General features: G+C 63.5%; 18 protein-coding genes and 1 tRNA gene. 8 read left to right on the forward strand and 11 right to left on the reverse strand.

From position 1 onward, the window contains the following. Nucleotides 1–26: 26 nt before the first annotated feature. The 8 genes from BXE_RS13840 to cysS all read right to left on the reverse strand — a co-directional run bounded on the left by BXE_RS13840 (nucleotide 27) and on the right by cysS (nucleotide 8,510). A complete protein-coding gene (locus BXE_RS13840) occupies nucleotides 27–575 on the reverse strand; it encodes a hypothetical protein (protein WP_011488912.1) in 549 nt (182 codons plus the stop codon). Next, the gene (locus BXE_RS13845) at nucleotides 563–1,006 is read right to left on the reverse strand and encodes a DUF3592 domain-containing protein (RefSeq protein ID WP_011488913.1); all 444 of its coding nucleotides are present in this window, start codon (nucleotides 1,004–1,006) and stop codon (nucleotides 563–565) included. Before BXE_RS13845 ends, BXE_RS13840 begins: the two co-directional genes overlap by 13 nt. Before the next feature lie 534 nt (nucleotides 1,007–1,540). Next, nucleotides 1,541–1,634 (reverse strand) — tRNA-Ser (locus BXE_RS13850). A 181-nt stretch (nucleotides 1,635–1,815) separates the two neighbouring features. Then, nucleotides 1,816–3,066, reverse strand: coding sequence for an aspartate kinase (locus BXE_RS13855; protein WP_011488914.1), 1,251 nt, complete (start codon nucleotides 3,064–3,066; stop codon nucleotides 1,816–1,818). A 375-nt stretch (nucleotides 3,067–3,441) separates the two neighbouring features. Beyond that, nucleotides 3,442–4,872, reverse strand: coding sequence for a tRNA lysidine(34) synthetase TilS (tilS, locus tag BXE_RS13860; RefSeq protein ID WP_011488915.1), 1,431 nt, complete (start codon nucleotides 4,870–4,872; stop codon nucleotides 3,442–3,444). Between the two features lie 48 nt (nucleotides 4,873–4,920). Beyond that, nucleotides 4,921–5,892, reverse strand: a complete 972-nt coding sequence (locus tag BXE_RS13865; RefSeq protein ID WP_007181378.1) for an acetyl-CoA carboxylase carboxyltransferase subunit alpha — start codon at nucleotides 5,890–5,892, stop codon at nucleotides 4,921–4,923. Between the two features lie 123 nt (nucleotides 5,893–6,015). Next, complete coding sequence (locus BXE_RS13870) at nucleotides 6,016–7,065, reverse strand: DNA-3-methyladenine glycosylase family protein (RefSeq protein WP_038457722.1); 1,050 nt, start codon at nucleotides 7,063–7,065, stop codon at nucleotides 6,016–6,018. Between the two features lie 47 nt (nucleotides 7,066–7,112). Beyond that, nucleotides 7,113–8,510: a cysteine--tRNA ligase gene (gene cysS / locus BXE_RS13875; protein WP_011488917.1), complete on the reverse strand. Its 1,398-nt coding sequence runs from the start codon at nucleotides 8,508–8,510 to the stop codon at nucleotides 7,113–7,115. A 231-nt stretch (nucleotides 8,511–8,741) separates the two neighbouring features. Here cysS and BXE_RS13880 point away from each other — a divergent pair, with 231 nt between their 5' ends. The 4 genes from BXE_RS13880 to BXE_RS13895 all read left to right on the forward strand — a co-directional run bounded on the left by BXE_RS13880 (nucleotide 8,742) and on the right by BXE_RS13895 (nucleotide 11,711). Continuing rightward, nucleotides 8,742–9,548: a tetratricopeptide repeat protein gene (locus tag BXE_RS13880; protein ID WP_038457720.1), complete on the forward strand. Its 807-nt coding sequence runs from the start codon at nucleotides 8,742–8,744 to the stop codon at nucleotides 9,546–9,548. 68 nt (nucleotides 9,549–9,616) lie between these two features. After that, a complete protein-coding gene (locus tag BXE_RS13885) occupies nucleotides 9,617–10,198 on the forward strand; it encodes a peptidylprolyl isomerase (RefSeq protein WP_011488919.1) in 582 nt (193 codons plus the stop codon). A 162-nt stretch (nucleotides 10,199–10,360) separates the two neighbouring features. After that, nucleotides 10,361–10,855, forward strand: a complete 495-nt coding sequence (locus tag BXE_RS13890) for a peptidylprolyl isomerase (protein WP_007181373.1) — start codon at nucleotides 10,361–10,363, stop codon at nucleotides 10,853–10,855. Between the two features lie 58 nt (nucleotides 10,856–10,913). Next, nucleotides 10,914–11,711 (forward strand): UDP-2,3-diacylglucosamine diphosphatase, encoded by a 798-nt coding sequence (locus BXE_RS13895; protein WP_011488920.1) that lies wholly within the window; start codon nucleotides 10,914–10,916, stop codon nucleotides 11,709–11,711. 42 nt (nucleotides 11,712–11,753) lie between these two features. Here BXE_RS13895 and cysE read toward each other — a convergent pair whose 3' ends face one another. Both cysE and BXE_RS13905 read right to left on the reverse strand, forming a co-directional pair. Next, entirely contained in the window at nucleotides 11,754–12,599 is an 846-nt protein-coding gene (gene cysE / locus BXE_RS13900; protein WP_011488921.1) for a serine O-acetyltransferase, read from the reverse strand. A gap of 234 nt (nucleotides 12,600–12,833) precedes the next feature. Continuing rightward, the gene (locus BXE_RS13905) at nucleotides 12,834–13,670 is read right to left on the reverse strand and encodes an RNA methyltransferase (protein WP_011488922.1); all 837 of its coding nucleotides are present in this window, start codon (nucleotides 13,668–13,670) and stop codon (nucleotides 12,834–12,836) included. Nucleotides 13,671–14,101: 431 nt separating this feature from the next. Between BXE_RS13905 and BXE_RS13910 the strand changes: the two genes are divergently transcribed. From BXE_RS13910 to BXE_RS13925, 4 genes are all read left to right on the forward strand, one after another. Further along, nucleotides 14,102–14,905 carry an inositol monophosphatase family protein gene (locus BXE_RS13910; RefSeq protein WP_011488923.1) on the forward strand — a complete coding sequence of 268 codons (804 nt, stop codon included), beginning with the start codon at nucleotides 14,102–14,104 and terminating at the stop codon, nucleotides 14,903–14,905. A gap of 211 nt (nucleotides 14,906–15,116) precedes the next feature. Beyond that, nucleotides 15,117–16,415, forward strand: coding sequence for a lysophospholipid transporter LplT (gene lplT, locus BXE_RS13915; protein WP_011488924.1), 1,299 nt, complete (start codon nucleotides 15,117–15,119; stop codon nucleotides 16,413–16,415). 173 nt (nucleotides 16,416–16,588) lie between these two features. Beyond that, nucleotides 16,589–19,273 carry a DNA mismatch repair protein MutS gene (mutS, locus tag BXE_RS13920; RefSeq protein WP_038457717.1) on the forward strand — a complete coding sequence of 895 codons (2,685 nt, stop codon included), beginning with the start codon at nucleotides 16,589–16,591 and terminating at the stop codon, nucleotides 19,271–19,273. Then, nucleotides 19,260–20,624, forward strand: a complete 1,365-nt coding sequence (locus tag BXE_RS13925) for a hypothetical protein (protein WP_011488926.1) — start codon at nucleotides 19,260–19,262, stop codon at nucleotides 20,622–20,624. Before mutS ends, BXE_RS13925 begins: the two co-directional genes overlap by 14 nt. On the opposite strand, the gene BXE_RS13930 is transcribed toward BXE_RS13925, so the two are convergent. Then, complete coding sequence (locus tag BXE_RS13930; RefSeq protein ID WP_011488927.1) at nucleotides 20,604–21,143, reverse strand: FKBP-type peptidyl-prolyl cis-trans isomerase; 540 nt, start codon at nucleotides 21,141–21,143, stop codon at nucleotides 20,604–20,606. The two genes, BXE_RS13925 and BXE_RS13930, sit on opposite strands and share 21 nt — an antisense overlap. Between the last annotated feature and the right edge of the window lie 24 nt (nucleotides 21,144–21,167).

Consider the following 21,167-nt stretch of genomic DNA (forward strand, 5'->3'; position numbering starts at 1 on the left):
TGGGGATACCACGTAATACTGTAGAATTAATGAAGTTGACCGATCAATGCCCTCAGACCTGTTGCCACTTGAGGGCCGACTATAGAACCACCCATTAAAAGGACTGCGGGTGCCCGATCAATAGCCAGCGTCATCAAATGAGAAAATCCTGGAAAGGCGATGCTGGTCAGGAAGGGAATCGGGTCGAGGCCGAGAAACATCACATCTCCGCCAAAACCGGAAAATGCGGCGACTCCGCCCTCGATATAAGCCGTGACACCTTGAATATCCGATAACGAAAGTTTCCGCCCCTGGAAAGCATCGGTCATGAAAACCACCCCGCCGCTCTTAAAATCCTCGAGAGCGACCGAGCCGGAAAAATCATAGTTCCTGACTATTGTCTGAGGAACTTCTATTCTCGTCAGAGCAAGGCCTCGAGAAATCCCAGCGCCGAACGCGCCAAAATGGAAATGGTGCGGATTTCTGTCTGGATCATTCAACGATATCATACCGCCCGATATCACGGAAAAACCCAGACTGAAACCCAGCGTCGCGCTTGTATCATAGGTCCACTTGCTTTGCCTCAGATACGCCATTTGCTGCGATCCCCTTTCCCAGGAAACTTTACAATCAATAAATTAAACAGCCCTATGGCCGGAATACCTACAACAAATGCAGTCAACAAAATACTCGGAAACCAGATCGCGCCAACCCGATCAATCGTCGGACGGGGATTGGGGGAATATTCCAGATAGAGAACGGTGACCCGGTCGCCGACTTTATAGCCAGCAATCCACCCGCCCTGAGGGTATGAAGCGCGCTCCCCTTTTTTGTTTACATATTCGATCTGCGGATGACTGCCACCCGCATTTAGCGCGACGACTCGACCAGGGGCTTTGACGGCCGCGTAGAGAAAATCTTTTGTGTCGTCAATAGAGATAGCCAGACCGATCAGACAGCCAATCCAGAATATCGAAAAAATAAGGACCTTAAAGCGTCGCATGAGCACTTCATCGGTCAGCGGCATAGTACGAAATACCCTTCTCATTCGTGGTGTGTGAGTACGTTGATAGCGAAGGGGCAGTTAGCGGAGGCTCCGTGTTTTTTGGCATGCAGGTTGACCTCCAGGCAAGAGATTGAGCCGCCCTACCCCTACTCGGCGCACTTTGCTCGGCAGGTTGCACGATGCAACAGATCGGTTCGTTGTACATATTTTTCGCCACAAGGACGGCTATCGATGATTAGAGGGCATGAAACATTCAAACGCCCGCTAATACTTGCATCGGGTCGAGATCATCGCAGAGCTCGGCCCGATGTTTGCCGGTGTTATCAACGTAGCGCGCTACGGCCGTTCCGACTACCAGACAGATCCCAATCATCTCGTAGAAACTGCGGCTTGGTTCTCCGAACCGAGAGGGGCGTCCACTGCATGCGACGGAAACCGGTGATAGGAAAGGTTTGATGGGCTATGACTACGCGGGCAGCAAGGACGTGCCGAATAATGCTCCCCAAAAACAAAACCCCGCAGAGCCTAAACTCTGCGGGGTTCCACCGCCACTTCTGGCGGAGACGGAGGGATTCGAACCCTCGATCCAGGTTTTGGCCCAGATGCTCCCTTAGCAGGGGAGTGCCTTCGACCTCTCGGCCACGTCTCCCAAACTTTCGGTCGCGCAGGGAGTCAGCGCGACGAAGCCAAGATAATAGCGGGCCGAACTGCGAAGGTCAATGTCTGGCGAACATTTTTTGTGCCAGTTTTGTCATCAATGACGCAATTTATTCACGTCGACCACGCAAAACAAACGGAGCGCTCCTGTCCACTCCGTTGCCCAACTTTACTCACGCCTGATCCAGTTCGAACGCTTTATGAAGCGCGCGTACGGCGAGCTCCATGTACTTCTCGTCGATCAATACCGAGATCTTGATTTCGGAGGTCGAGATCATCTGGATGTTGATGCCCTCTTCCGACAGCGTGCGGAACATGGTGCTCGCGATACCGACGTGCGAGCGCATGCCGACGCCGACCACCGACACCTTCGACACCTTCGGATCGCCCAGCACCTGCTCGGCCTGCACGTGGCCCTTCACCTGTCCCGTGAGGATGTCCATAGCGCGCTGATAGTCGCCACGGCCGACCGTGAACGTGAACGCCGTTTTACCATCCACGCTCTGGTTCTGAATGATCATGTCGACGTCGATATTCGCGTCCGCCACCGGGCCGAGAATCTGATACGCGATGCCCGGCTTGTCGGGCACACCCATCACGGCGATACGAGCTTCATCGCGCTGAAACGCGATACCCGAGATGACTGCTTTTTCCATGGTCTCGTCTTCTTCAAAAGTAATCAGGGTGCCCGACTTCATTTCAGCGTCGAGCGGTATCAGCGGATCGGTCAGGCTCGACAGCACACGCGTCTTCACCTGATATTTGCCGGCGAATTCCACCGAGCGGATCTGCAGCACCTTCGAACCCAGGCTTGCCATTTCCAGCATTTCTTCGAACGTCACGCGATCGAGCCGGCGCGCTTCTTCCACCACGCGCGGGTCGGTCGTGTACACACCGTCGACGTCCGTGTAGATCAGGCACTCATCGGCCTTCAGCGCAGCCGCGACCGCGACCGCCGACGTATCCGAGCCGCCACGGCCGAGCGTGGTGATATTGCCGTCAGGATCGATACCCTGGAAGCCGGTGATCACCACCACCTTGCCCGCGTCGAGATCGCGCAGCACGCGCTCGCCGTCGATTTCGCTGATACGCGCTTTCGTGAATGCGCTATCCGTTTTGACCGGCACTTGCCAGCCGGCGTAGCTGACCGCGTCGACGCCGGCTTCCTGCAGCGCGATGGCGAGCAGTCCGGAGCTGACCTGCTCGCCCGTAGCGGCGATCATGTCGAGTTCGCGCGGGCTCGGCTGAGCCGTGATTTCTTTCGCGAGACCGAGCAAACGGTTGGTTTCGCCGGACATCGCCGACGGCACGACGACCATCTTGTGGCCAGCCTTGTGCCATTTCGCGACGCGCCTGGCGACGTTCTTGATGCGCTCGACCGAGCCCATCGAGGTGCCGCCGTATTTGTGTACGATGAGTGCCATTGTCGTTCTGAACTGGAAGAGAAACCGCGCTGGCGCGCTGGAGACGACCGCACAAAAGCACAGGAGCGCAACGTCTTGTGAACGACGGCAAAATGTGTGGCGGCGTAAATGCAGCACGCGTGCAGCACGCGCGGATTTGCCCGGGAATGATCGCTGATGGCTTATCGGAAACGACGGATCACGATCGCAGACCGGTAAAAGCGACGGCAAAAGCGGTCGGGCAAACAAGCTAAATTACCCGATCGAGCGTAAAAAGACAAGCCGAACAGGCCATCGAAATGCGTTCAATAAGGGCCGCAAAGGCTTGTTTCACGCGGATTTGCGCCACGTTTCCCGGATTCACCGGTTCGCGCATCCGGGTGTCCGACCGGCCGGTCAGGCGATCAGCAGATCTTCACGCCACACGATCCTGACGTGTGATCCAGCCTCGCCGGGCTGGTCCGGCAACGCCGCGCGATTCACCCCGAGCAGCGGCACGAACAGCAGTTCCTCGCCGATGTAGAGCAGCGGCACGTCGCGTTTCCACGCGGGAATACCGCGTTCCTGGAACAGGTTTTTCAGCGTGCGGCCCGGCGCATTGTGCGCGTCGCCCATGCGCATCCGTTCGCCGCCGCTGCGCGAGCGTGCGCTCGACACGGCGCGCCGCAGAACGCTGACGGGAATCGCGTCGGGCTCGCCCGCGCTTGCGTCGGCGAATATGAAAGTGCCGCGCCATTGCGGCAAGCGCCAGACCGACTCGCCCTGCCATGCCAGCTCGCTGACCGCGCGCGCGGCGAGCGCGGTTTCGTCGGCGGGCCCGCTGCTGTCTCCGGCTTCCCAATACACGAGGCCGCGATAGCTGCGCAATGCATGACCCGCGTGATCGACACGCAGCGCATGACCTTCGCCCGCCGCGCCGATTTCGCGCAGTTGCCGCAGCGCATCGCCAAGACGCGCGCTCGACGCGGCGGCGAGGCCCAGCGTGCGCATCCAGTAGCGCATGAGGTTGAGCGCGCGCTCGTCGTCGAGCGCGAGCAAGGCGTCGTGCGAGAGCGCGCGTCCTTCGTCGCGTGATGCGGCTTCCATGTCGATGCGCGCGAATTCGTCGAGCAAGCGCTGCGCGGACGCCGCGTGTGCCGCCGTGCGAGCCAGCGCGTCGCGAAAGCCGGGAAAGTGGACAGCGAGCGCCGGCATCACGTCGTGGCGCAACGCGTTGCGCGCATAGCGCGTATCCGCGTTCGACTCGTCGTCGATCCAGCGCAGCGCACGCGCGCTCGCGTATTGCTCGAGTTGCGCACGCAGCAGATGGAGCAAAGGCCGCACGCGCGTTGCCGACGCCTTCGCCGGCAAATACTTCGGCGCCATCGCGGCCAGACCCGCGAGGCCGGCGCCCCGCAGCAATTGCAGCAGCACGGTTTCCGCCTGATCGTCCGCATGTTGCGCGAGCCAGAGCGTGGCGACACCGCGCGACGCGCACATGTCGTCGAGCGCGCGATAACGCGCATCGCGCGCGGCCGCCTCGACGCCCACACCCGTGTCACGCGACACCGCGACGCGCTCCGCAGCGAACTCGACGCCACGCTCCCGCGCGAACGCCTCGCAATGCGCAAGCCACGCATCCGCATGCGCGCTCAGGCCGTGATGCACATGCAGCGCGACGCAGCGCGACGCGCCCGCGACACGCACCGCGGCATCGAGCAGCACGCTCGAATCCACGCCGCCGCTAAACGCAATCGCAATACGGGCGTTTGCAGGAAGCCTGGACAACGAAAAGCCGACCGCCTCGAGAACGAGGCGGTCGGCAGAGGTTTCGGCGGTGGAAGTCACGTCGCTCGCGCGCTGGGCGCTGAAGGACGAAAGAAAACGCGCGCGGGCTTAGGCACCCGGCGTCGTTTCCTTGAACTTGCCGTACGACATCAACCGTTCGAAACGGCGTTGACGCAGGTCGTTGATGCTCATGCCCTGGAACTGGCGCAGCGAATCGGCAAGCGCACGGCGCAGCATGGCGGCCATGCCCTTCGGATCGCGATGCGCGCCGCCGAGCGGCTCGTTGACGATCTTGTCGATCAGGCCGAGCGCCTTCAGGCGATGCGCGGTCAGGCCGAGCGCTTCCGCGGCTTCCGGCGCTTTTGCGGCGCTCTTCCACAGAATCGATGCGCAGCCTTCCGGCGAGATCACCGAATAGGTCGAGAATTGCAGCATCAGCACGCTGTCGCCGACAGCAATGGCCAGCGCGCCACCCGAACCGCCTTCACCGATGATCGTCGCGATCAGCGGCGTCTTCAGTTCCGCCATCACATACAGATTGCGGCCGATCGCCTCCGATTGGCCGCGCTCTTCCGCACCGATGCCCGGATACGCGCCCGGCGTGTCGATGAACGTGAAAATCGGCAAGCCGAATTTTTCGGCGAGACGCATCAGACGTTCGGCCTTGCGATAGCCTTCCGGACGCGGCATGCCGAAGTTGCGCAACGCACGCTCCTTGGTGTCGCGGCCCTTCTGATGGCCGATCACCATGCAGGCCTGGCCATTGAAACGCGCGAGGCCGCCGACGATCGACAGGTCGTCCGCATAGTTGCGGTCGCCGTGCAGTTCGTGGAAATCGGTGAACAGCTCGTTCACGTAGTCGAACGTGTACGGGCGTTGCGGATGACGGGCGATTTGCGAAACCTGCCACGGCGTGAGGTTCGCGTACAGATCTTTGGTGAGCTGTTGACTCTTCTTGGACAGCCGCTCGATCTCTTCCGAAATATCGACGGCCGAATCGTCCTGCACGAAGCGCAATTCTTCGATCTTCGCTTCGAGTTCAGCGATCGGCTGTTCGAAATCCAGAAAGGTGGTCTTCATTGGTTGTAATCCTTGGACTTACCGGCAGCGCGTATTCTAACCGCGCTCGCCGATGTCAAAACCATTTCTCAACTATCAATCTTTAACAATCGATAGTTTTGATCCGATCCCGTTTCTTGTTCTTCAGTAGTCGACCGGCAGCGGGTCGAGACTACGCCACATATACCAGGTGGCGACGGTGCGCCACGGTTCCCAGTTGGCGGCGACCTCGCGTGCTTCGCTGCGCGTGACCGGCTCGCCGCTGAAATAGTTGACGCTGATCGCGCGGATCAGCCCGAGGTCGTCGAGCGGCAGGACATCCGGGCGCGACAGATTGAAGATCAGGAACATCTCCGCGGTCCAGCGGCCAATGCCGCGAATCTGCGTGAGTTCGGCAATCACCGCCTCGTCTTCCATCGACGTCCATTTGCCGACGTGCAGCGCACCCGAAACGAAATGCTGCGCGAGATCGAGCACGTACTCGGCCTTGCGTTTGGACAACCCGCACGTGGTCAGCTTTTCCAGACCGAGCTTGATGAACTGCTGCGGCACCAGCTTCGGACAGGCGGCCTCGACTTTCGCCCAGGCCGCTTGCGCGGAGGCCACGGAAATCTGCTGTCCGACCACCGAGCGCGCGAGCGTGACGAACGGATCGCCGCGGCTCAGCAGATGCACCGGACCGAACTTCGGAATCAGCTTCTTCAGAATGCGGTCGCGCTTGACGAGGTCGGCACACGCCTTGTCCCAATACGCGGGCCGCGTCACTTCAGGCGTGAGACCGCCGATCTGCACCGGCACCGCGACTTCGCTCGCGCTCGCCCCTTCGCCACCCGCGGCAGCGGATGCGCGCGTCTTGCGCACGACTTCGCCTTCGTGCCCCTCGCCTGTCACACGGGCCAGTTCCCGCACGTCGCCGGCCAGTTCAGCCGGCAATGCGCCATTGCTCTTCGCACGCGGCGCCTTCGCGCGTTTCGCGACGGGCGCATGCACCGACGCGCCGTTGAGCGCGCGTTTGACCGAAGTCTTTTTCGATGCGCCCGCTGCGATCCCGGCCGCCGCCCCGGCGGCTTTCGACGATGCTTTCTTTACCACGCCGCTGCCCGTGCGAGCCGACGTGCGTGTCGACTTTCCCGCGGCTGCCGCGTTTGTTTGAGACGCGGCTCGTTTAGCCGGCGTCTTCGTGGCCGTTGCCATCCTGCCTCCTGCCTGGCGAGTCGATCAAAGGGAAGCTCGAGGTGCGCTCACACGCGCCGCCACTCGGTCAACCCGCCGGGTTTGTCTTCAAGTGCAACGCCGGCCTCGAGCAATTCGGACCGGATCCGGTCTGCCGCCGCAAAGTCCTTCGCCTGCTTCGCGGCCGCGCGCGCGGCAATCTTCGCTTCGATCGCGGCGGCCTCGAGCGCGCCCACCGCTGCTGCGCCCGCTGCCTGCTGCAGATAGGCACGCGGCTCACGGCCGAGCAGTCCGATTACCGCGCCAAGCAAACGCAATTGACGGGCCAGCGCGGGGTCGCGCGTGCGGTTCACTTCACTTGCCAACTCGAACAACACCGATACCGCGACCGGCGTGTTGAAGTCGTCGTTCATTGCTGCCTGGAAACGCTGCGCATACGCTTCGTTCCAGTCGAGTTCCGCGCCGTCGGGCGTGACGTCCTTCAGCGCGGTGTACAGACGCGTGAGGGCGTTGCGGGCGTCGTCGATATGCACGTCGCTGTAGTTCAGCGGCGAGCGGTAATGCGCACGCGCGATGAAAAACCGCACGACCTCGGCGTCGTACTGCGCCAACACTTCGCGAATCGTAAAGAAGTTGTTCAACGACTTCGACATCTTCTCATTGTCGATCTGTACGTAGCCGTTGTGCATCCAGAAATTGACGAAGGTTTGACCGGTAGCGGCTTCACTTTGCGCAATCTCGTTTTCGTGGTGCGGAAACTGCAGGTCCTGGCCGCCGCCATGAATGTCAAAATGTTCGCCGAGCAACGTGCAACCCATTGCCGAGCATTCGATATGCCAGCCCGGACGGCCGCGCCCGTACTTCGAATCCCAGCCGGTGTCGGCGGGTTCTTGCGGCTTGGCCTGCTTCCACAGCACGAAGTCGAGCGGGTCCTGCTTCGCGTCGTTCGCCGCGACGCGTTCGCCCGCGCGCAGATCTTCGAGCGATTTGCCCGAGAGCTTGCCGTAGTTCGCGAACTTGCGCACCGCGTAGTTCACGTCGCCGTCGCTCGCCTGATAGGCGTAGCCGTTCGCTTCGAGCCGCTCGATCATGCCGAGCATCTGCGGAATGAAATCAGTCGCGCGCGGCTCGATGTCGGGCCGCTGGATGCCGAGCGCGTCCGCGTCTTCATGCAGTGCCTTGATGAACCGGTCGGTCAGCGACTTGATCGTTTCGCCATTCTCGACCGCGCGGCGGATGATCTTGTCATCAATATCGGTGATATTGCGCACGTAGGTCACGTTATAGCCGAGCGTGCGCAACCAGCGCTGCACGATGTCGAACACGACCATCACCCGCGCATGACCGACGTGACAATAGTCGTACACGGTCATCCCGCAGACGTACATCCGCACGACACCGTCTTGCAGCGGCACGAAAGTTTGCTTGTCACGCGCGAGCGTGTTGTAGATGCGCAGTGATTCCATAGAGAACGGTGCGTGGGCCGAAAGAAATCCGCAATGTGTTTCATGCGCGCCGCGCCCAGCGAACAGACGGCGGGTGCGTCGCGTACAGCAAAACCGGTGCAACGGGTGCGGCGGTCAGGCTGCGATCAAGGCGGAGACGACCACGAGTGGCGAAAAGACAGTTTGCGGTTCGACGGAACGCGCAGACCTTTTGTTAGAATGGGTCGGAGTATAACATCCAGACCTGAGCCTATGAAACCTTCAAGCGGCCGCGCGCGCAGCGCTGCGACCCTCGCCGCGACAGCCTTCGGTGGCGTCGCGCATGGCATGAGCCGCGGCGTCGCTCTTGACGCCACGCGTGCCCTCGCCTTGCGCGTCACCGTGGCTGTGGCTCTTGCGGCCGTGCCGGCCGCGGCGGCCTTTGCGCAAAAGACCGCCACGTTGCCGCAAGGCCCCGCCGTGCGCGACAACACGCCGGAGATCGACACGTCGATCGCGCAGAAAAACTGGGCGGCCGCCTTGACCCAGCTCGACGCGCGCATTGCCTCGAATCCGCGCGACGCGCAAGCGAAGTTCAAGCGCGGCACGGTGCTCGCCCACCTGGGCCGCGACGACGAAGCCATCACCGCGTTCACCGAACTCACGCAAACCTACCCCGAGTTGCCCGAGCCGTATAACAACCTCGCCGCGCTGTACGCGAAGCAAGGCCGTTATGCCGAAGCGCGCGCCGCGCTCGAAACGGCGACCAAGGTCAATCCGGGCTACGGCCTCGCGTACGAAAATCTCGGCGACCTGTATCTGCACATGGCCGACCAAGCCTATCGCCGCGCGCAGAGCCTGGGCAAAGCGAGCGCGACCACCACGCAGCGCCTCGCGGATATCCAGAAGGTCATCTCACCGGCGAAGGGCAGGACCCAGGCGCCGGCAAGGCCGGCCGCCGCCACAGAAGACGACTACACCACGCGCGCCACCTCGAACATGACGCAGACGCCGAGCTTCCAGTACGGCGGCGCGAACGGCTCGCTCGCCATGCCGCCCTACATGGCGCCGTCGAAGTAACGCCGTTACGCGCCATTACGCGCCGTTACGTTTTCGCGCAATACGTTTTTCCAACCCTGAGGATCTACATGAAATGGTTGATGTTGGCGCTCGGCAGCGCCGCCCTGATCGCAAACGCACCCGCCTTTGCCCAGTCCGGTTCGCAAGCCGCGCATCCGTCCGTCCTCTTCAAGACATCGGAAGGCGACATCCGCGTCGAGCTGTATCCTGAGAAAGCGCCCAAGACGGTCGCCAACTTCCTCGACTACGTGAAGTCCGGCCAGTACAACGGCACGATTTTTCATCGCGTGATTCGCGGCTTCATGATCCAGGGCGGCGGCTATACGCAGAGCTTCGCTGAGAAGCCCACGCGCGCGCCAATCGTGCTCGAAAGCCGTAACGGTCTGAAGAACACGACCGGCACGCTCGCGATGGCGCGCACCAGCGATCCGAATTCGGCCACCGCGCAGTTCTTCATCAACACAGTGGACAACGCCGGCCTCGACTATCCGAATCCGGACGGCAACGGCTATGCGGTGTTCGGCAAGGTCACGGGCGGCATGGACGTCGTGAAGAAGATCGAAGGCACGCCCACCACCTCGCGCGGCCCGATGAGCGACGTGCCGCAAAAGGCGGTCGTGATCGAGTCGGCAACGGTCGTCGGCAAGTAATTGCAGCAAGCAAGGCGCGCAACGTAGGGCAACATACGGCACACAGACAGCGCGCCTGAATAGAAAGCGTCAGCGCACAATCCACGCCCCGGCGCGGTCCGGCGTCAGTTCACGACGGCTTGCCGCGCCTTTTACCCACCCCGTTCATCAAAGGATTCCATCATGGTTGAACTGCACACAAACCACGGCGTCATCAAACTCGAACTGGACGCTGAAAAGGCGCCGAAATCGGTTGAGAACTTCCTCAACTATGTGAAGGCCGGCCACTACGACAACACGGTGTTTCACCGCGTGATCGACGGCTTCATGATCCAGGGCGGCGGCTTCGAACCCGGCATGAAGCAGAAGCCGACGGCCGAGCCGATCACCAACGAAGCGAACAACGGTCTGAAGAACGTGAACGGCTCGATCGCGATGGCGCGCACGAACGACCCGCATTCGGCCACGGCGCAGTTCTTCATCAACGTGAACGACAACGACTTTCTGAACCATTCGTCGCCGACGCCGCAGGGCTGGGGCTACGCCGTGTTCGGCAAGGTGGTCGAAGGCATGGACATCGTCGAGAAGATCAAGAAGGTCAAGACGGGCTCGAAGGGCTTCCATCAGGACGTGCCGGCTGACGACGTGGTGATCGAAAAGGCTGTGATCGTCGACTGAACGTGAACGAAGCGTGAACCAGGCGTCGACCCGTTCGAACTGACATCAGGCACCTTCAATGCTGCAAGAAACGCCGCGGCGAAGCGTCGCCGCGGGCGTGCCTGGCGAGGGCAAGCGCCCGCACGCCGCACGCCCGTTTTTTTTCCTCTCCGATCTTCACTTGAGCGAGGCGATTCCGCATACGGTCGCCGCGTTCGAGCATTTCATCCGCGTCACCGCCGAGCAGGCCGACTCGGTTTTCATACTCGGCGACCTGTTCGAGTACTGGATCGGCGACGACATGCTCGTCGAGCCGTTCGTCGCGCGTATGGCGGCGCTGCTGCACACGTTGTCCGAGCGCGGCATTGCGCTCTACATCATGCACGGCAACCGCGATTTTCTGCTGGGCAAGCGCTTCATGAGAGCGGCCGGCGCGATCTGGCTACCGGATCCTTTCGTGATCACCGCATTCGGCACGCGTATCGCGCTCGCGCACGGCGACGGGCTGTGCACCGCGGATCGCGGCTATCAAATGTTCCGCCGTTTTGGGCGCAACCGTTTCGCGCAGATGCTGTTTCTGGCGTGGCCGTTCCGCTGGCGTCAGAAGCTTGCCGAGAACATGCGCATGAAAAGCGAGCAAGGCCGCGCGCGGCCGGTTTCGCCGAAGTACGACGTGACGGCGGCGGCAGTGGCCGCGTTGTTCAGGTCGTCGAAAACGGCGACCATCATTCATGGGCACACGCACCGGCCGGCACGGCATCGCGAGCCGGGCGGCACGCGCTGGGTTCTGCCGGACTGGGATCTGGACCACGGCGAGCGCCGTGGCGGATACCTGCGTATCGATGCTGAAGGGATTCGGGCGCTGCCGCTGGATTGAAGGCGGCGGTTCGATCACAGGCTGCCGCCCGCACGGTCGGCGTCAGCGCTCCGCGACCACCCCATCCACCTTGCCTGCGATCGCGGCCGACAGACGCCGCAGATCGAGCAGCGCCGCGTCCGCACCTTGCAATGCTTCGAGACTCGTGCCCAGCCGCTCCAGCGCATCGACTATTTCGTCGATGCGCTTCGCTTGCGTGGCAGCGTGATCGATCAGGCCGTGAATCGCCAGCGAGACGGGATCGTCCGCATTCGGCGTGATGCCGTACGCGCAGAAGCGGCTGCTTCCAGCGGAGCGTTTTGCACCGCGCGCGGCGCCGCCGGAATCGGAATTCGCCACGACGGAAGCGCCTTCCGACGCCACGGCAGCCGCCGCCGGCACGATGATCCGCGCCGGATTGCCCACCGCCGTGCCCCGTGCCGGCACGGGCTTGGTCACCACCGCGTTCGAACCGATCTTCGCCTCGGCGCCGATCGTAAAGCCACCGAGCACCTTCGCGCCCGCGCCGACGATCACGCCGCGCTCGAGCGTCGGATGCCGTTTCGCCCCGCGCGTGAGCGACGTGCCGCCGAGCGTCACGCCCTGGTAGATCGTGCAGTCGTCGCCGACCTGGGCGGTCTCGCCGATCACCACACCCATGCCGTGGTCGATGAACACGCGCCGCCCGAGGGTTGCGCCCGGATGGATTTCGATGCCGGTCATGAAACGCGCCAACTGCGAGACGAAGCGCGCGAGCCAGCGGCGCCTCGCCTGCCAGCACGCATGGGCGAACCGGTGCAGCACGAGCGCGTGCAGACCCGGATAACACGTGAGGACTTCCCAGGCGCTGCGGGCGGCGGGGTCGCGCTCGCGGATCGTGGCGATGTCTTCGCGAAGTCTCGTGAACATGGCAGGGACTGTGTTGTAGGAGAAAGGGCCGCGCGCGCGACAACGCACGCAACGGCACGGCGTGCCGCATAGCACGGCGCCAGCTTTGCTTAGAACGTTTCGAGGATTGTAGGGCGAATGCGCGAAGCCTGCCGCAAGCCCACGCTGCCCGCGGGGTTGCCGCCAGCTATCCGGCTAGCTGGCTAGCTGGCTAGCTGGCTAGCTGGCTGTCGGCTATCAGAACGCATGCCGTTCTCAGGACGCGTCGCCGCCCCTGGGTCCGGTCTTCAACAGAATGTGTTTGGCGATGCCCCGCACGATATTCACTTCCTCGCGCTCCAGGCCGGAGCGCGCGAACAGCCGCCGCAGACGCGACATCAGTTTCTTCGGATTGGCCGGATCGAGAAATTCGAGCGCGACCAGCGCGCTTTCCAGATGCGTGAACATGCTTTCGATTTCGTCGCTCGCCGCGCGCGCGCCGGCCGGTTCGCCCGGTCCCGCCGCCGCCCGAGGCGCGGCGTGCGCCGTGGCCGTTGCGCTATCGGCCGAGAGATAGGTGGTGCGCAACTCGTACGCGAGCACCTGCACGGCCTGCGCGAGATTGAGCGAGCTATAGGCCGGATTGGCCGGAATATGCGCGAGCGCGCTGCACCGCTCGACGTCCTCGTTCGACAAACCCGTGCGCTCGTTGCCGAACACCAGCGCGATCTCGCCGTGCACTGCCTGGTCGCGCGCGATGCCGGCCGCGGCGCGCGGCGTCCATTGCGGCGGCCCGTATTCGCGCAGCCGCGCGGTCAGCGCGATCGACCAATGCACGCCGCTCAGGGCGTCGGCGAGCGTCGGCACGACGTGCGCGCACGCCAGCACGTCGTCGGCGCCGCTCGCCATAGCGATGGCCTCCGGATCGGTCTGTACGTGCGGCACGCGTGGCGACACCAGCACGAGCCGCGAGAAACCCATGGTTTTCAGCGCGCGCGCCGCGGCGCCGACATTGCCTGGATGGCTCGGCTCGACGAGCACGAAGCGGGTCGAGGTGAAGCCGCCGCGCAATTCGGCTACGGCAGGATCGGAAGAATGGTGGCTGTGGTCCACGATGGAATTCGGCAAACTAAAGACGCGTATGGTAGCGCCAACGCCGCGGCCGGTCCCGATTGCGTGAAAGCGCGGGCATGAGCGCGCGCGCGAATACGTCCACCAACGCCACAACCGCGCTCGCGAATGACGGGCCAGCCGACAGGCCAGCCGCGTAAAAACAGCCAGATTACCCGCCCCGCCCAGCGAACGCTGCCGCGACGCCCGGACTCGGGTAAAATACCGCCATTCGCGTCCAGCCCGGCCCTGCGGCTTTGCATGAGCGCCTCGTTCTTATCCAATTCGTCTCCGTCGGCGGAATGCGCACCGGTGCTGTACCGGGCGGGCGTTCCGTGCTGTTTCCGCGCCTCGCAGAGGGCGCCCAATTAGCGCAGGTCAGCGCTCATTTACCGGCCAGCAGCCGTGCTGCCCCGGCACAAGGATCCAGTCTCATGCATCCCATGCTCAATATCGCTGTGAAAGCCGCGCGCCGCGCGTCACAGATCATCACCCGCGCTTCGCTCGATCTCGATCTCGTCCAGGTCAGCAAGAAACAGCACAACGATTTCGTCACGGAGGTCGACAAAGCGTCTGAAGCAGCGATCATCGACACGCTCAAGACCGCCTACCCCGATCACGCCATCCTTGCTGAAGAATCCGGCAAGTCGGATAACGAATCCGAATACCAGTGGATCATCGATCCGCTCGACGGCACCACCAATTTCATCCACGGTTTTCCGTACTACTGCGTGTCGATCGCGCTGGCTCACAAGGGCATCGTGACGCAAGCCGTCGTGTACGACCCGACCCGCAACGACCTGTTCACCGCCTCGCGCGGCCGCGGCGCGTTCCTCAACGATCGCCGCATCCGCGTGGCCAAGCGCGACCGTCTGGCTGACGGCCTGATCGGCACCGGCTTCCCGTTCCGCGAAACGGACGGCCTCGAAGCGTATGGCCGCCAGTTCGCTGAAATGACCCAGGCCTGCGCCGGCCTGCGCCGTCCGGGCGCCGCCGCGCTCGATCTGGCGAACGTCGCCGCCGGCCGCATGGACGGCTTCTTCGAGCAAGGGCTGAATGCGTGGGACGTCGCCGCGGGCAGCCTGCTGATCACGGAAGCCGGCGGCCTGGTGGGCAACTACACGGGCGATTCCGATTTCCTGCACATCGGCGAAATCGTCGCGGGCAACCCGAAGGTCTACGCACAGATGATCCCGATCCTGTCGCGCTACAGCCGCACGCGCCAGCAGTCGGCTTAAGCGCCTCGATCGCGGCGCCGGTTTCCTGCCGGCATCCGGAATACGAAAAAGCGGCTTCGGCCGCTTTTTCGTTGGCGCGCCTGCATACACCGGGCGTTCGTGCTACAAAGCGGGAAGCCGCGCCGGCATGCTCGAATGCCGGCTGCGTTTCGCGCGTTTTCGCTGCGCCCTGCTTTGCGCCTGACTGCGCGCGGAGCTTCCAATCCGCTTCATGAAAAAAGGCTTCTACACAATCATCGCGGCGCAGTTCATTTCGTCGCTTGCGGACAATGCGCTGTTGATCGCGGCCATCGCGTTGCTCTCCGTGATTCGCTCGGCCGCCTGGGTCACGCCGCTGCTGCAGATTTTCTTCACTGTTTCGTACGTGCTGCTCGCGCCGTTCGTCGGCGCTTTCGCCGATTCGATGCAAAAGCGGCACGTCATGTTCATCTCCAACGCGTTGAAGGCGAGCGGCTGCCTGATGATGATCGCGGGCGTGCATCCGATGATCGCCTACGGCGTGGTCGGCTTCGGCGCAGCCGCGTATTCGCCGGCCAAGTACGGCATCCTCACGGAGCTGCTGCCCGCGGAAAAACTCGTCAAGGCGAATGCGTGGCTCGAATCGGCCACCGTGCTGTCGACCATCGTCGGCACGATGGTGGGCGGCGCGCTGATCAGCACCTTCGCGGACAAGTTCGTCGCGCATGCGCATCTGCCGCTGATCCGCTCTTCCGCCGACCTCGCCATGTTCGCGACGATGGTGACCTACGCGATCGCCGCCGCGATCAACATCTTCATTCCCGACACCGGCGCGCGTTATGAAAACCGTCTCAAGGAACCGAAGAAGCTGGTCGGCGATTTCTATCATTGCTTCAACGTGCTGTGGGCCGACAAACTCGCGCAGATCGCGCTGTGGGTGACGACCCTGATGTGGGGCGGTGCCGTGACGCTGCAATTGCTGGTGCTCAAATGGGCCAACGTGAACCTCGGGCTGTCGCTCTCGAAGGCGGCGGTCATGCAGGGCGTTACGGGTCTGGGCATCGCGGTCGGCGCGGCGGCCGCGGCCGCGCTGATTCCGTTGCGCAAGTCGCTGCGCGTGTTGCCGGTCGGCATCCTGACCGGCGCGGTGGCGATCGCTATGGCGTTCTACAACAAGGACCTGTTCCCGCCGGGTTCAGGCATTCGCATCGGCACGTACGTGCTGCCGTTCTACATTCTGCTCGCCTATCCGCTGATGATCCTGCTCGGCGCGCTGTCGGGCTTTTTCATCGTGCCGATGAACGCACTTCTTCAGCACCGCGGCGCGACGCTGCTCTCCGCCGGGCACTCGATCGCGGTGCAGAATTTCAACCAGAACCTCGCCGTGCTGCTGATGCTGGGCGCCTACGCGCTGTTGCTGACCGCGAAGATGCCGGCGCAATGGATCATCGTCGTGTTCGGCACGTTCATCACGTTCATGATGTGGCTCGCAAAACGGCGCAGCGCGATGAACGCGCGCATGGTGGACATGCGCGCCCTGGTGGAAGAATGAGGCCGTGACGAAGATGAAGCGGGCGCGGCGCGGCCGGCCCGCGCTCTGTTGCCCCTGGCTTGTCGCCTGGGGTTAGGGTTCGCAGTGCGGATTGGCCGTCCGGCCAGGGTCCGCTCACCCTGACGACAGGTTAAACTCACGCCCTGAACAGCTAACGCAAGAAGACACCGAGGATGGGCATTCAAACCGCAACGGCCAGCGACGTCGCACAACACACCCCTATGATGCAGCAGTACCTACGCATCAAGGCGGAGCATCCCGGCACGCTGGTGTTCTACCGGATGGGCGACTTCTACGAACTCTTTTTCGAAGACGCGGAAAAAGCCGCGCGCCTGCTCGATCTGACACTCACGCAGCGCGGCGCGTCCGCGGGCAATCCGATCAAAATGGCCGGCGTGCCGCATCACGCTGTCGAACAATATCTGGCCAAGCTGGTCAAGCTCGGCGAGTCTGTTGCGATTTGCGAGCAGATCGGCGACCCGGCAACGTCGAAGGGTCCGGTCGAGCGCAAAGTGGTCCGCGTGGTCACGCCGGGCACGCTCACGGACGCCGCGCTGCTGTCCGACAAGAACGACGTCTACCTGCTGGCCATGTGCGTCGCGCACAATCGTCGCGGTGTCGCGACCAGCGTCGGTCTCGCATGGCTGAATCTGGCGAGCGGCGCGTTGCGCCTCGCCGAACTCGCGCCGGACCAGGTGGCGGCCGCGCTCGAACGCATTCGTCCCGCGGAAGTTCTGGTGGCCGACACGCCCGGCGACGCCGCAAGCTGGACGCCGCCGGTCAACGCAGGCGCCCTCACCCGCGTGCCGGTCTGGCACTTCGACATCGCCTCGGGCACGCAGCGCTTGTGCGATCAGCTGGAAGTGGCCGGCCTCGACGGCTTCGGCGCGCATTCGCTGACCTGCGCATGGGGCGCGGCCGGCGCGCTGCTGCTGTACGCCGCCGCCACGCAAGGCCAGCAATTGCGTCATGTGCGCAGCCTGAAAGTCGAGTACGAATCCGAATACATCGGCCTCGACCCTGCCACGCGCCGCAATCTCGAACTCACGGAAACGCTGCGCGGCACGGAGTCGCCCACGCTGTGTTCGCTGCTCGACACCTGCTGCACGACAATGGGCAGCCGTCTGCTGCGCCACTGGCTGCATCATCCGCCGCGCGAATCGGCGGTCGCGCAGGCGCGTCAGCAGGCAATCGGCGCTTTGCTCGAGGCACCGCCTGGCGCGGGCGTCGACTCGCTGCGCGGCGCGTTGCGGCAGATCTCGGACATCGAGCGGATCACCGGGCGCCTCGCGCTGCTGTCGGCACGGCCTCGCGATCTGTCGAGTTTGCGCGACACCTTCATCGCGTTGCCCGAGTTGCGCGCGCAGCTCGCGGCCGTTTCGCCGAATGCGGATTCGCTAGCCCGCATCGACGCCTCGCTCGAACCGCCGCAAGCCTGCGTCGAACTGCTCAGGCGCGCGGTCGCCGAGGAGCCGTCGGCGATGGTGCGCGACGGCGGCGTGATCGCGCGCGGCTACGACGCGGAACTGGACGAGTTGCGGGATATTTCGGAGAACTGCGGGCAGTTCCTGATCGACCTCGAAACCCGCGAGCGCGCACGCACGGGCATCGGCAATCTGCGCGTCGAGTACAACAAGGTGCATGGCTTCTATATCGAAGTCACGCGCGGCCAGACCGACAAGGTGCCGGACGACTATCGCCGCCGCCAGACGCTGAAGAACGCCGAACGCTACATCACGCCGGAACTGAAAACGTTCGAGGACAAAGCGCTGTCCGCGCAGGAACGCGCGCTCGCCCGCGAACGCTCGCTCTACGACGCGTTGCTGCAGGCGCTGCTGCCCTTTATCCCGGATTGCCAGCGGGTCGCCTCGGCGCTTGCCGAACTCGATCTGCTGGCGGCCTTCGGCGAGCGCGCCCGCGCGCTCGATTGGGTCGCGCCCACGTTCTCGCCGGACGCCGGCATCGAGATCGAACAGGGACGGCATCCGGTCGTGGAAGCGCAGGTCGAGCAGTTCATCGCCAACGACTGCTCGCTTACGCCCGAGCGCAAACTGCTGCTGATCACCGGCCCGAACATGGGCGGTAAATCCACCTTCATGCGGCAGACCGCGCTGATCGCGCTGCTCGCCTACGTGGGCAGCTATGTGCCCGCGCGGCGCGCCGCCTTCGGGCCGATCGACCGTATCTTCACGCGTATCGGCGCAGCGGACGACCTTGCCGGCGGCCGCTCCACCTTCATGGTCGAGATGACCGAAGCCGCCGCGATCCTGAACGACGCCACGCCGCAAAGTCTCGTGCTGATGGACGAGATCGGCCGCGGCACGTCCACCTTCGACGGGCTCGCGCTGGCGTGGGCGATCGCGCGGCATCTGCTTGCGCACAACGGCTGCCATACGCTCTTTGCCACCCACTACTTCGAACTGACGCAACTGCCGGCAGAGTTTCCGCAGGCGGCCAACGTCCACCTGTCGGCGGTCGAGCATGGGCACGGCATCGTGTTCCTCCACGCCGTCAGCGAAGGGCCGGCCAATCAGAGCTACGGCCTGCAGGTCGCGCAACTCGCCGGCGTGCCGAACGCAGTGATTCGCGCGGCGCGCAAGCATCTTGCGTATCTCGAACAGCAGTCGGCCGCGCAGCCCGCGCCGCAACTCGATCTGTTCGCCGCGCCCATGCCGATGCTGCTCGAAGACGCGGACGACGAGCGTGATTCGAAAGCCGAAGCGCTTGTGCCGCCCGCCATGCAGGCGCTTGTCGAGCGTCTGCGCGGCATCGATCCGAACGATCTGCGGCCGCGCGAAGCGCTCGATCTGCTGTACGAATTGCATGAACTGGCCGCCGCGCCGGATGCGGATCATTGACGCACCCAGGCGCCCGCAGCGTCCGCGCAAGCTCCGCGCGGCGCTCACTCTCGCCCTCACGCTCTCGGGCGGCGGCGTGCCGCTCGCGGGAGTGACAGCGGGATTGTCGGCGGGGTTGTCGACTTTCGCGCCGGCGGCCCACGCTGACACACCGCGCTACACGTTCGCGGTCATCGCCAACACCATGCAAAGCGCCGCCGACGAAGCCCCCACGCAGCGGCTGATCGAAGCGATCAGCCGTGAGCGCGACATGTCGTTCATCGTGTACGACGGCAATCTGAAGGGCGCCAAAGAGGCCTGCCGCGATGCACTCTACGAACGTCGCCACGCGCTGCTCGAAACCTCGCGGCCCGCTCTCTTCTTCATTCCGGGCCAGCATGACTGGGCCGATTGCGGCACGGCCGAGGCAGGCGGTTTTGATCCCGTCGAACGGCTCGATCAGTTGCGTCAGACGCTTTTCGCCGACGCCACGTCGATGGGCCAGAACCCGATCGCCCTGACACGTGAAAGCGAAGTCTCGCGCTTTCGCCCGTATCGCGAAAACGTGCGCTGGCAAGTGGGCGATACCGTGTTCGTCGGCCTGAATGCGCCGAGTCCGAATAATCATTATCTGACCGCGGGCGGGCGCAACGGCGAATTCGAGGATCGCGTGATCGCCAATGCGTTCTGGCTCGAACATGCCGGCGAATATGCGAAACGCCGCGACGCGCGCGCGATTGTCGTGTTCATTCAAGGCGATCCGGACCCGGAGCGTTACGAACGGCCCGACCGTTTCGCGTGGCTGCGTTTTGCGCGCAACACCCGCCGCGACGGCTTTCTGGAATTCAAACGCAGCCTCGTCAAGCTCGCGCAGATTTTCCGCGGACCGGTGCTGGTGATTCATTGCGACGACGAACGTGCAAGCAGCGGCTTTGTGATCGATCAGCCGCTACGCAATGACAAGGGATTGCTCGTGACGAATCTCACGCGTGTCGCGCTGGCGCCGCATGATCGTCTCAATCAGTGGATTCAGGTTGAAGCGGATCTCGGCAGGAAACCGCCGTTCCGCGTAAGTGTGCGCGACGTGCCGAAGCAAATGCCGATGCCCACGGCGCAACCGGTTATGCCGCGCGACGCGCCGGCGGCCTCGATGCCGGCCGTACCGGCGCTCGGGCCCGCCTCCGAATTGCCGCCGCTGTTGCAGACGCCCGGGGAGCCGCAACTGGATCAGCAACCGCGCATACCGGCGGATCAGGGCGGCGGCGGATATGGGCCGGCCACGTCCACCCCGCCCGCTGCCCAGCCACACCTGCCGGGCGCTTCTTCAGTCATGCCCGGCTTGCCCGCCAGCTCAGTGCAGCGTGGGCCCTGACTTGTCCTCTTCGTCGTCCTCGTCATCGTCGAGGACTTCGAGGCCGTCGGCGCCGTGCGCGTGTTCGTGCTGGATTTCGTCTTCGGTAGCCGGGCGTACGTCTTTCACGGTCAACGCGAAACGCAGTGCCATGCCGGCGAGCGGATGGTTGCCGTCGAGCACGACTTTGTCTTCCGCAACGTCGGTCACCACGTAGACGAGCGAATCGAGATCCTCGTCGCCTTCTTCCGGCGTGCCTTCGAATTGCATGCCGACTTCGAGCGGTTCCGGGAAGCGATCGCGCGGCTCGATCTTCACGAGATCGGGGTCGTACTCGCCGAACGCGTCTTGCGGCTCCAGCTGGATCTGGGTCTCGAAGCCGGCCTCGTGGCCGTCGAGCTCTTCCTCGATCTTGGGGAACGTGCCATCATAGCCGCCGTGCAGATAGACCATCGGCTCGTCGCTTTCCTCGATCAGATTGCCCTGCGCATCCGACAGCTTGTAAGCGACCGACACGACGGTGTTCTTTGCGATTTTCATTCGATTCTCCAGAATACAACTCAC

It is taken from the genome of Paraburkholderia xenovorans LB400, assembly GCF_000013645.1.
GTDB classification, from domain to species: domain Bacteria; phylum Pseudomonadota; class Gammaproteobacteria; order Burkholderiales; family Burkholderiaceae; genus Paraburkholderia; species Paraburkholderia xenovorans.

What these genes read in the sequence shown, in the direction of transcription:
- mutS (WP_038457717.1), top strand. Translation starts at nt 16,589, where the DNA reads ATGGGCATTCAAACCGCAACGGCCAGCGACGTCGCACAACACACCCCT.
- BXE_RS13895 (WP_011488920.1), top strand. Translation starts at nt 10,914, where the DNA reads ATGCTGCAAGAAACGCCGCGGCGAAGCGTCGCCGCGGGCGTGCCTGGC.
- BXE_RS13885 (WP_011488919.1), top strand. Translation starts at nt 9,617, where the DNA reads ATGAAATGGTTGATGTTGGCGCTCGGCAGCGCCGCCCTGATCGCAAAC.
- BXE_RS13840 (WP_011488912.1), bottom strand. Translation starts at nt 575, where the DNA reads ATGGCGTATCTGAGGCAAAGCAAGTGGACCTATGATACAAGCGCGACG.
- BXE_RS13930 (WP_011488927.1), bottom strand. Translation starts at nt 21,143, where the DNA reads ATGAAAATCGCAAAGAACACCGTCGTGTCGGTCGCTTACAAGCTGTCG.
- BXE_RS13880 (WP_038457720.1), top strand. Translation starts at nt 8,742, where the DNA reads ATGAAACCTTCAAGCGGCCGCGCGCGCAGCGCTGCGACCCTCGCCGCG.
- BXE_RS13845 (WP_011488913.1), bottom strand. Translation starts at nt 1,006, where the DNA reads ATGCCGCTGACCGATGAAGTGCTCATGCGACGCTTTAAGGTCCTTATT.
- lplT (WP_011488924.1), top strand. Translation starts at nt 15,117, where the DNA reads ATGAAAAAAGGCTTCTACACAATCATCGCGGCGCAGTTCATTTCGTCG.
- BXE_RS13855 (WP_011488914.1), bottom strand. Translation starts at nt 3,066, where the DNA reads ATGGCACTCATCGTACACAAATACGGCGGCACCTCGATGGGCTCGGTC.
- BXE_RS13910 (WP_011488923.1), top strand. Translation starts at nt 14,102, where the DNA reads ATGCATCCCATGCTCAATATCGCTGTGAAAGCCGCGCGCCGCGCGTCA.
- cysS (WP_011488917.1), bottom strand. Translation starts at nt 8,510, where the DNA reads ATGGAATCACTGCGCATCTACAACACGCTCGCGCGTGACAAGCAAACT.
- BXE_RS13870 (WP_038457722.1), bottom strand. Translation starts at nt 7,065, where the DNA reads ATGGCAACGGCCACGAAGACGCCGGCTAAACGAGCCGCGTCTCAAACA.
- BXE_RS13925 (WP_011488926.1), top strand. Translation starts at nt 19,260, where the DNA reads ATGCGGATCATTGACGCACCCAGGCGCCCGCAGCGTCCGCGCAAGCTC.
- cysE (WP_011488921.1), bottom strand. Translation starts at nt 12,599, where the DNA reads ATGTTCACGAGACTTCGCGAAGACATCGCCACGATCCGCGAGCGCGAC.
- BXE_RS13890 (WP_007181373.1), top strand. Translation starts at nt 10,361, where the DNA reads ATGGTTGAACTGCACACAAACCACGGCGTCATCAAACTCGAACTGGAC.
- BXE_RS13865 (WP_007181378.1), bottom strand. Translation starts at nt 5,892, where the DNA reads ATGAAGACCACCTTTCTGGATTTCGAACAGCCGATCGCTGAACTCGAA.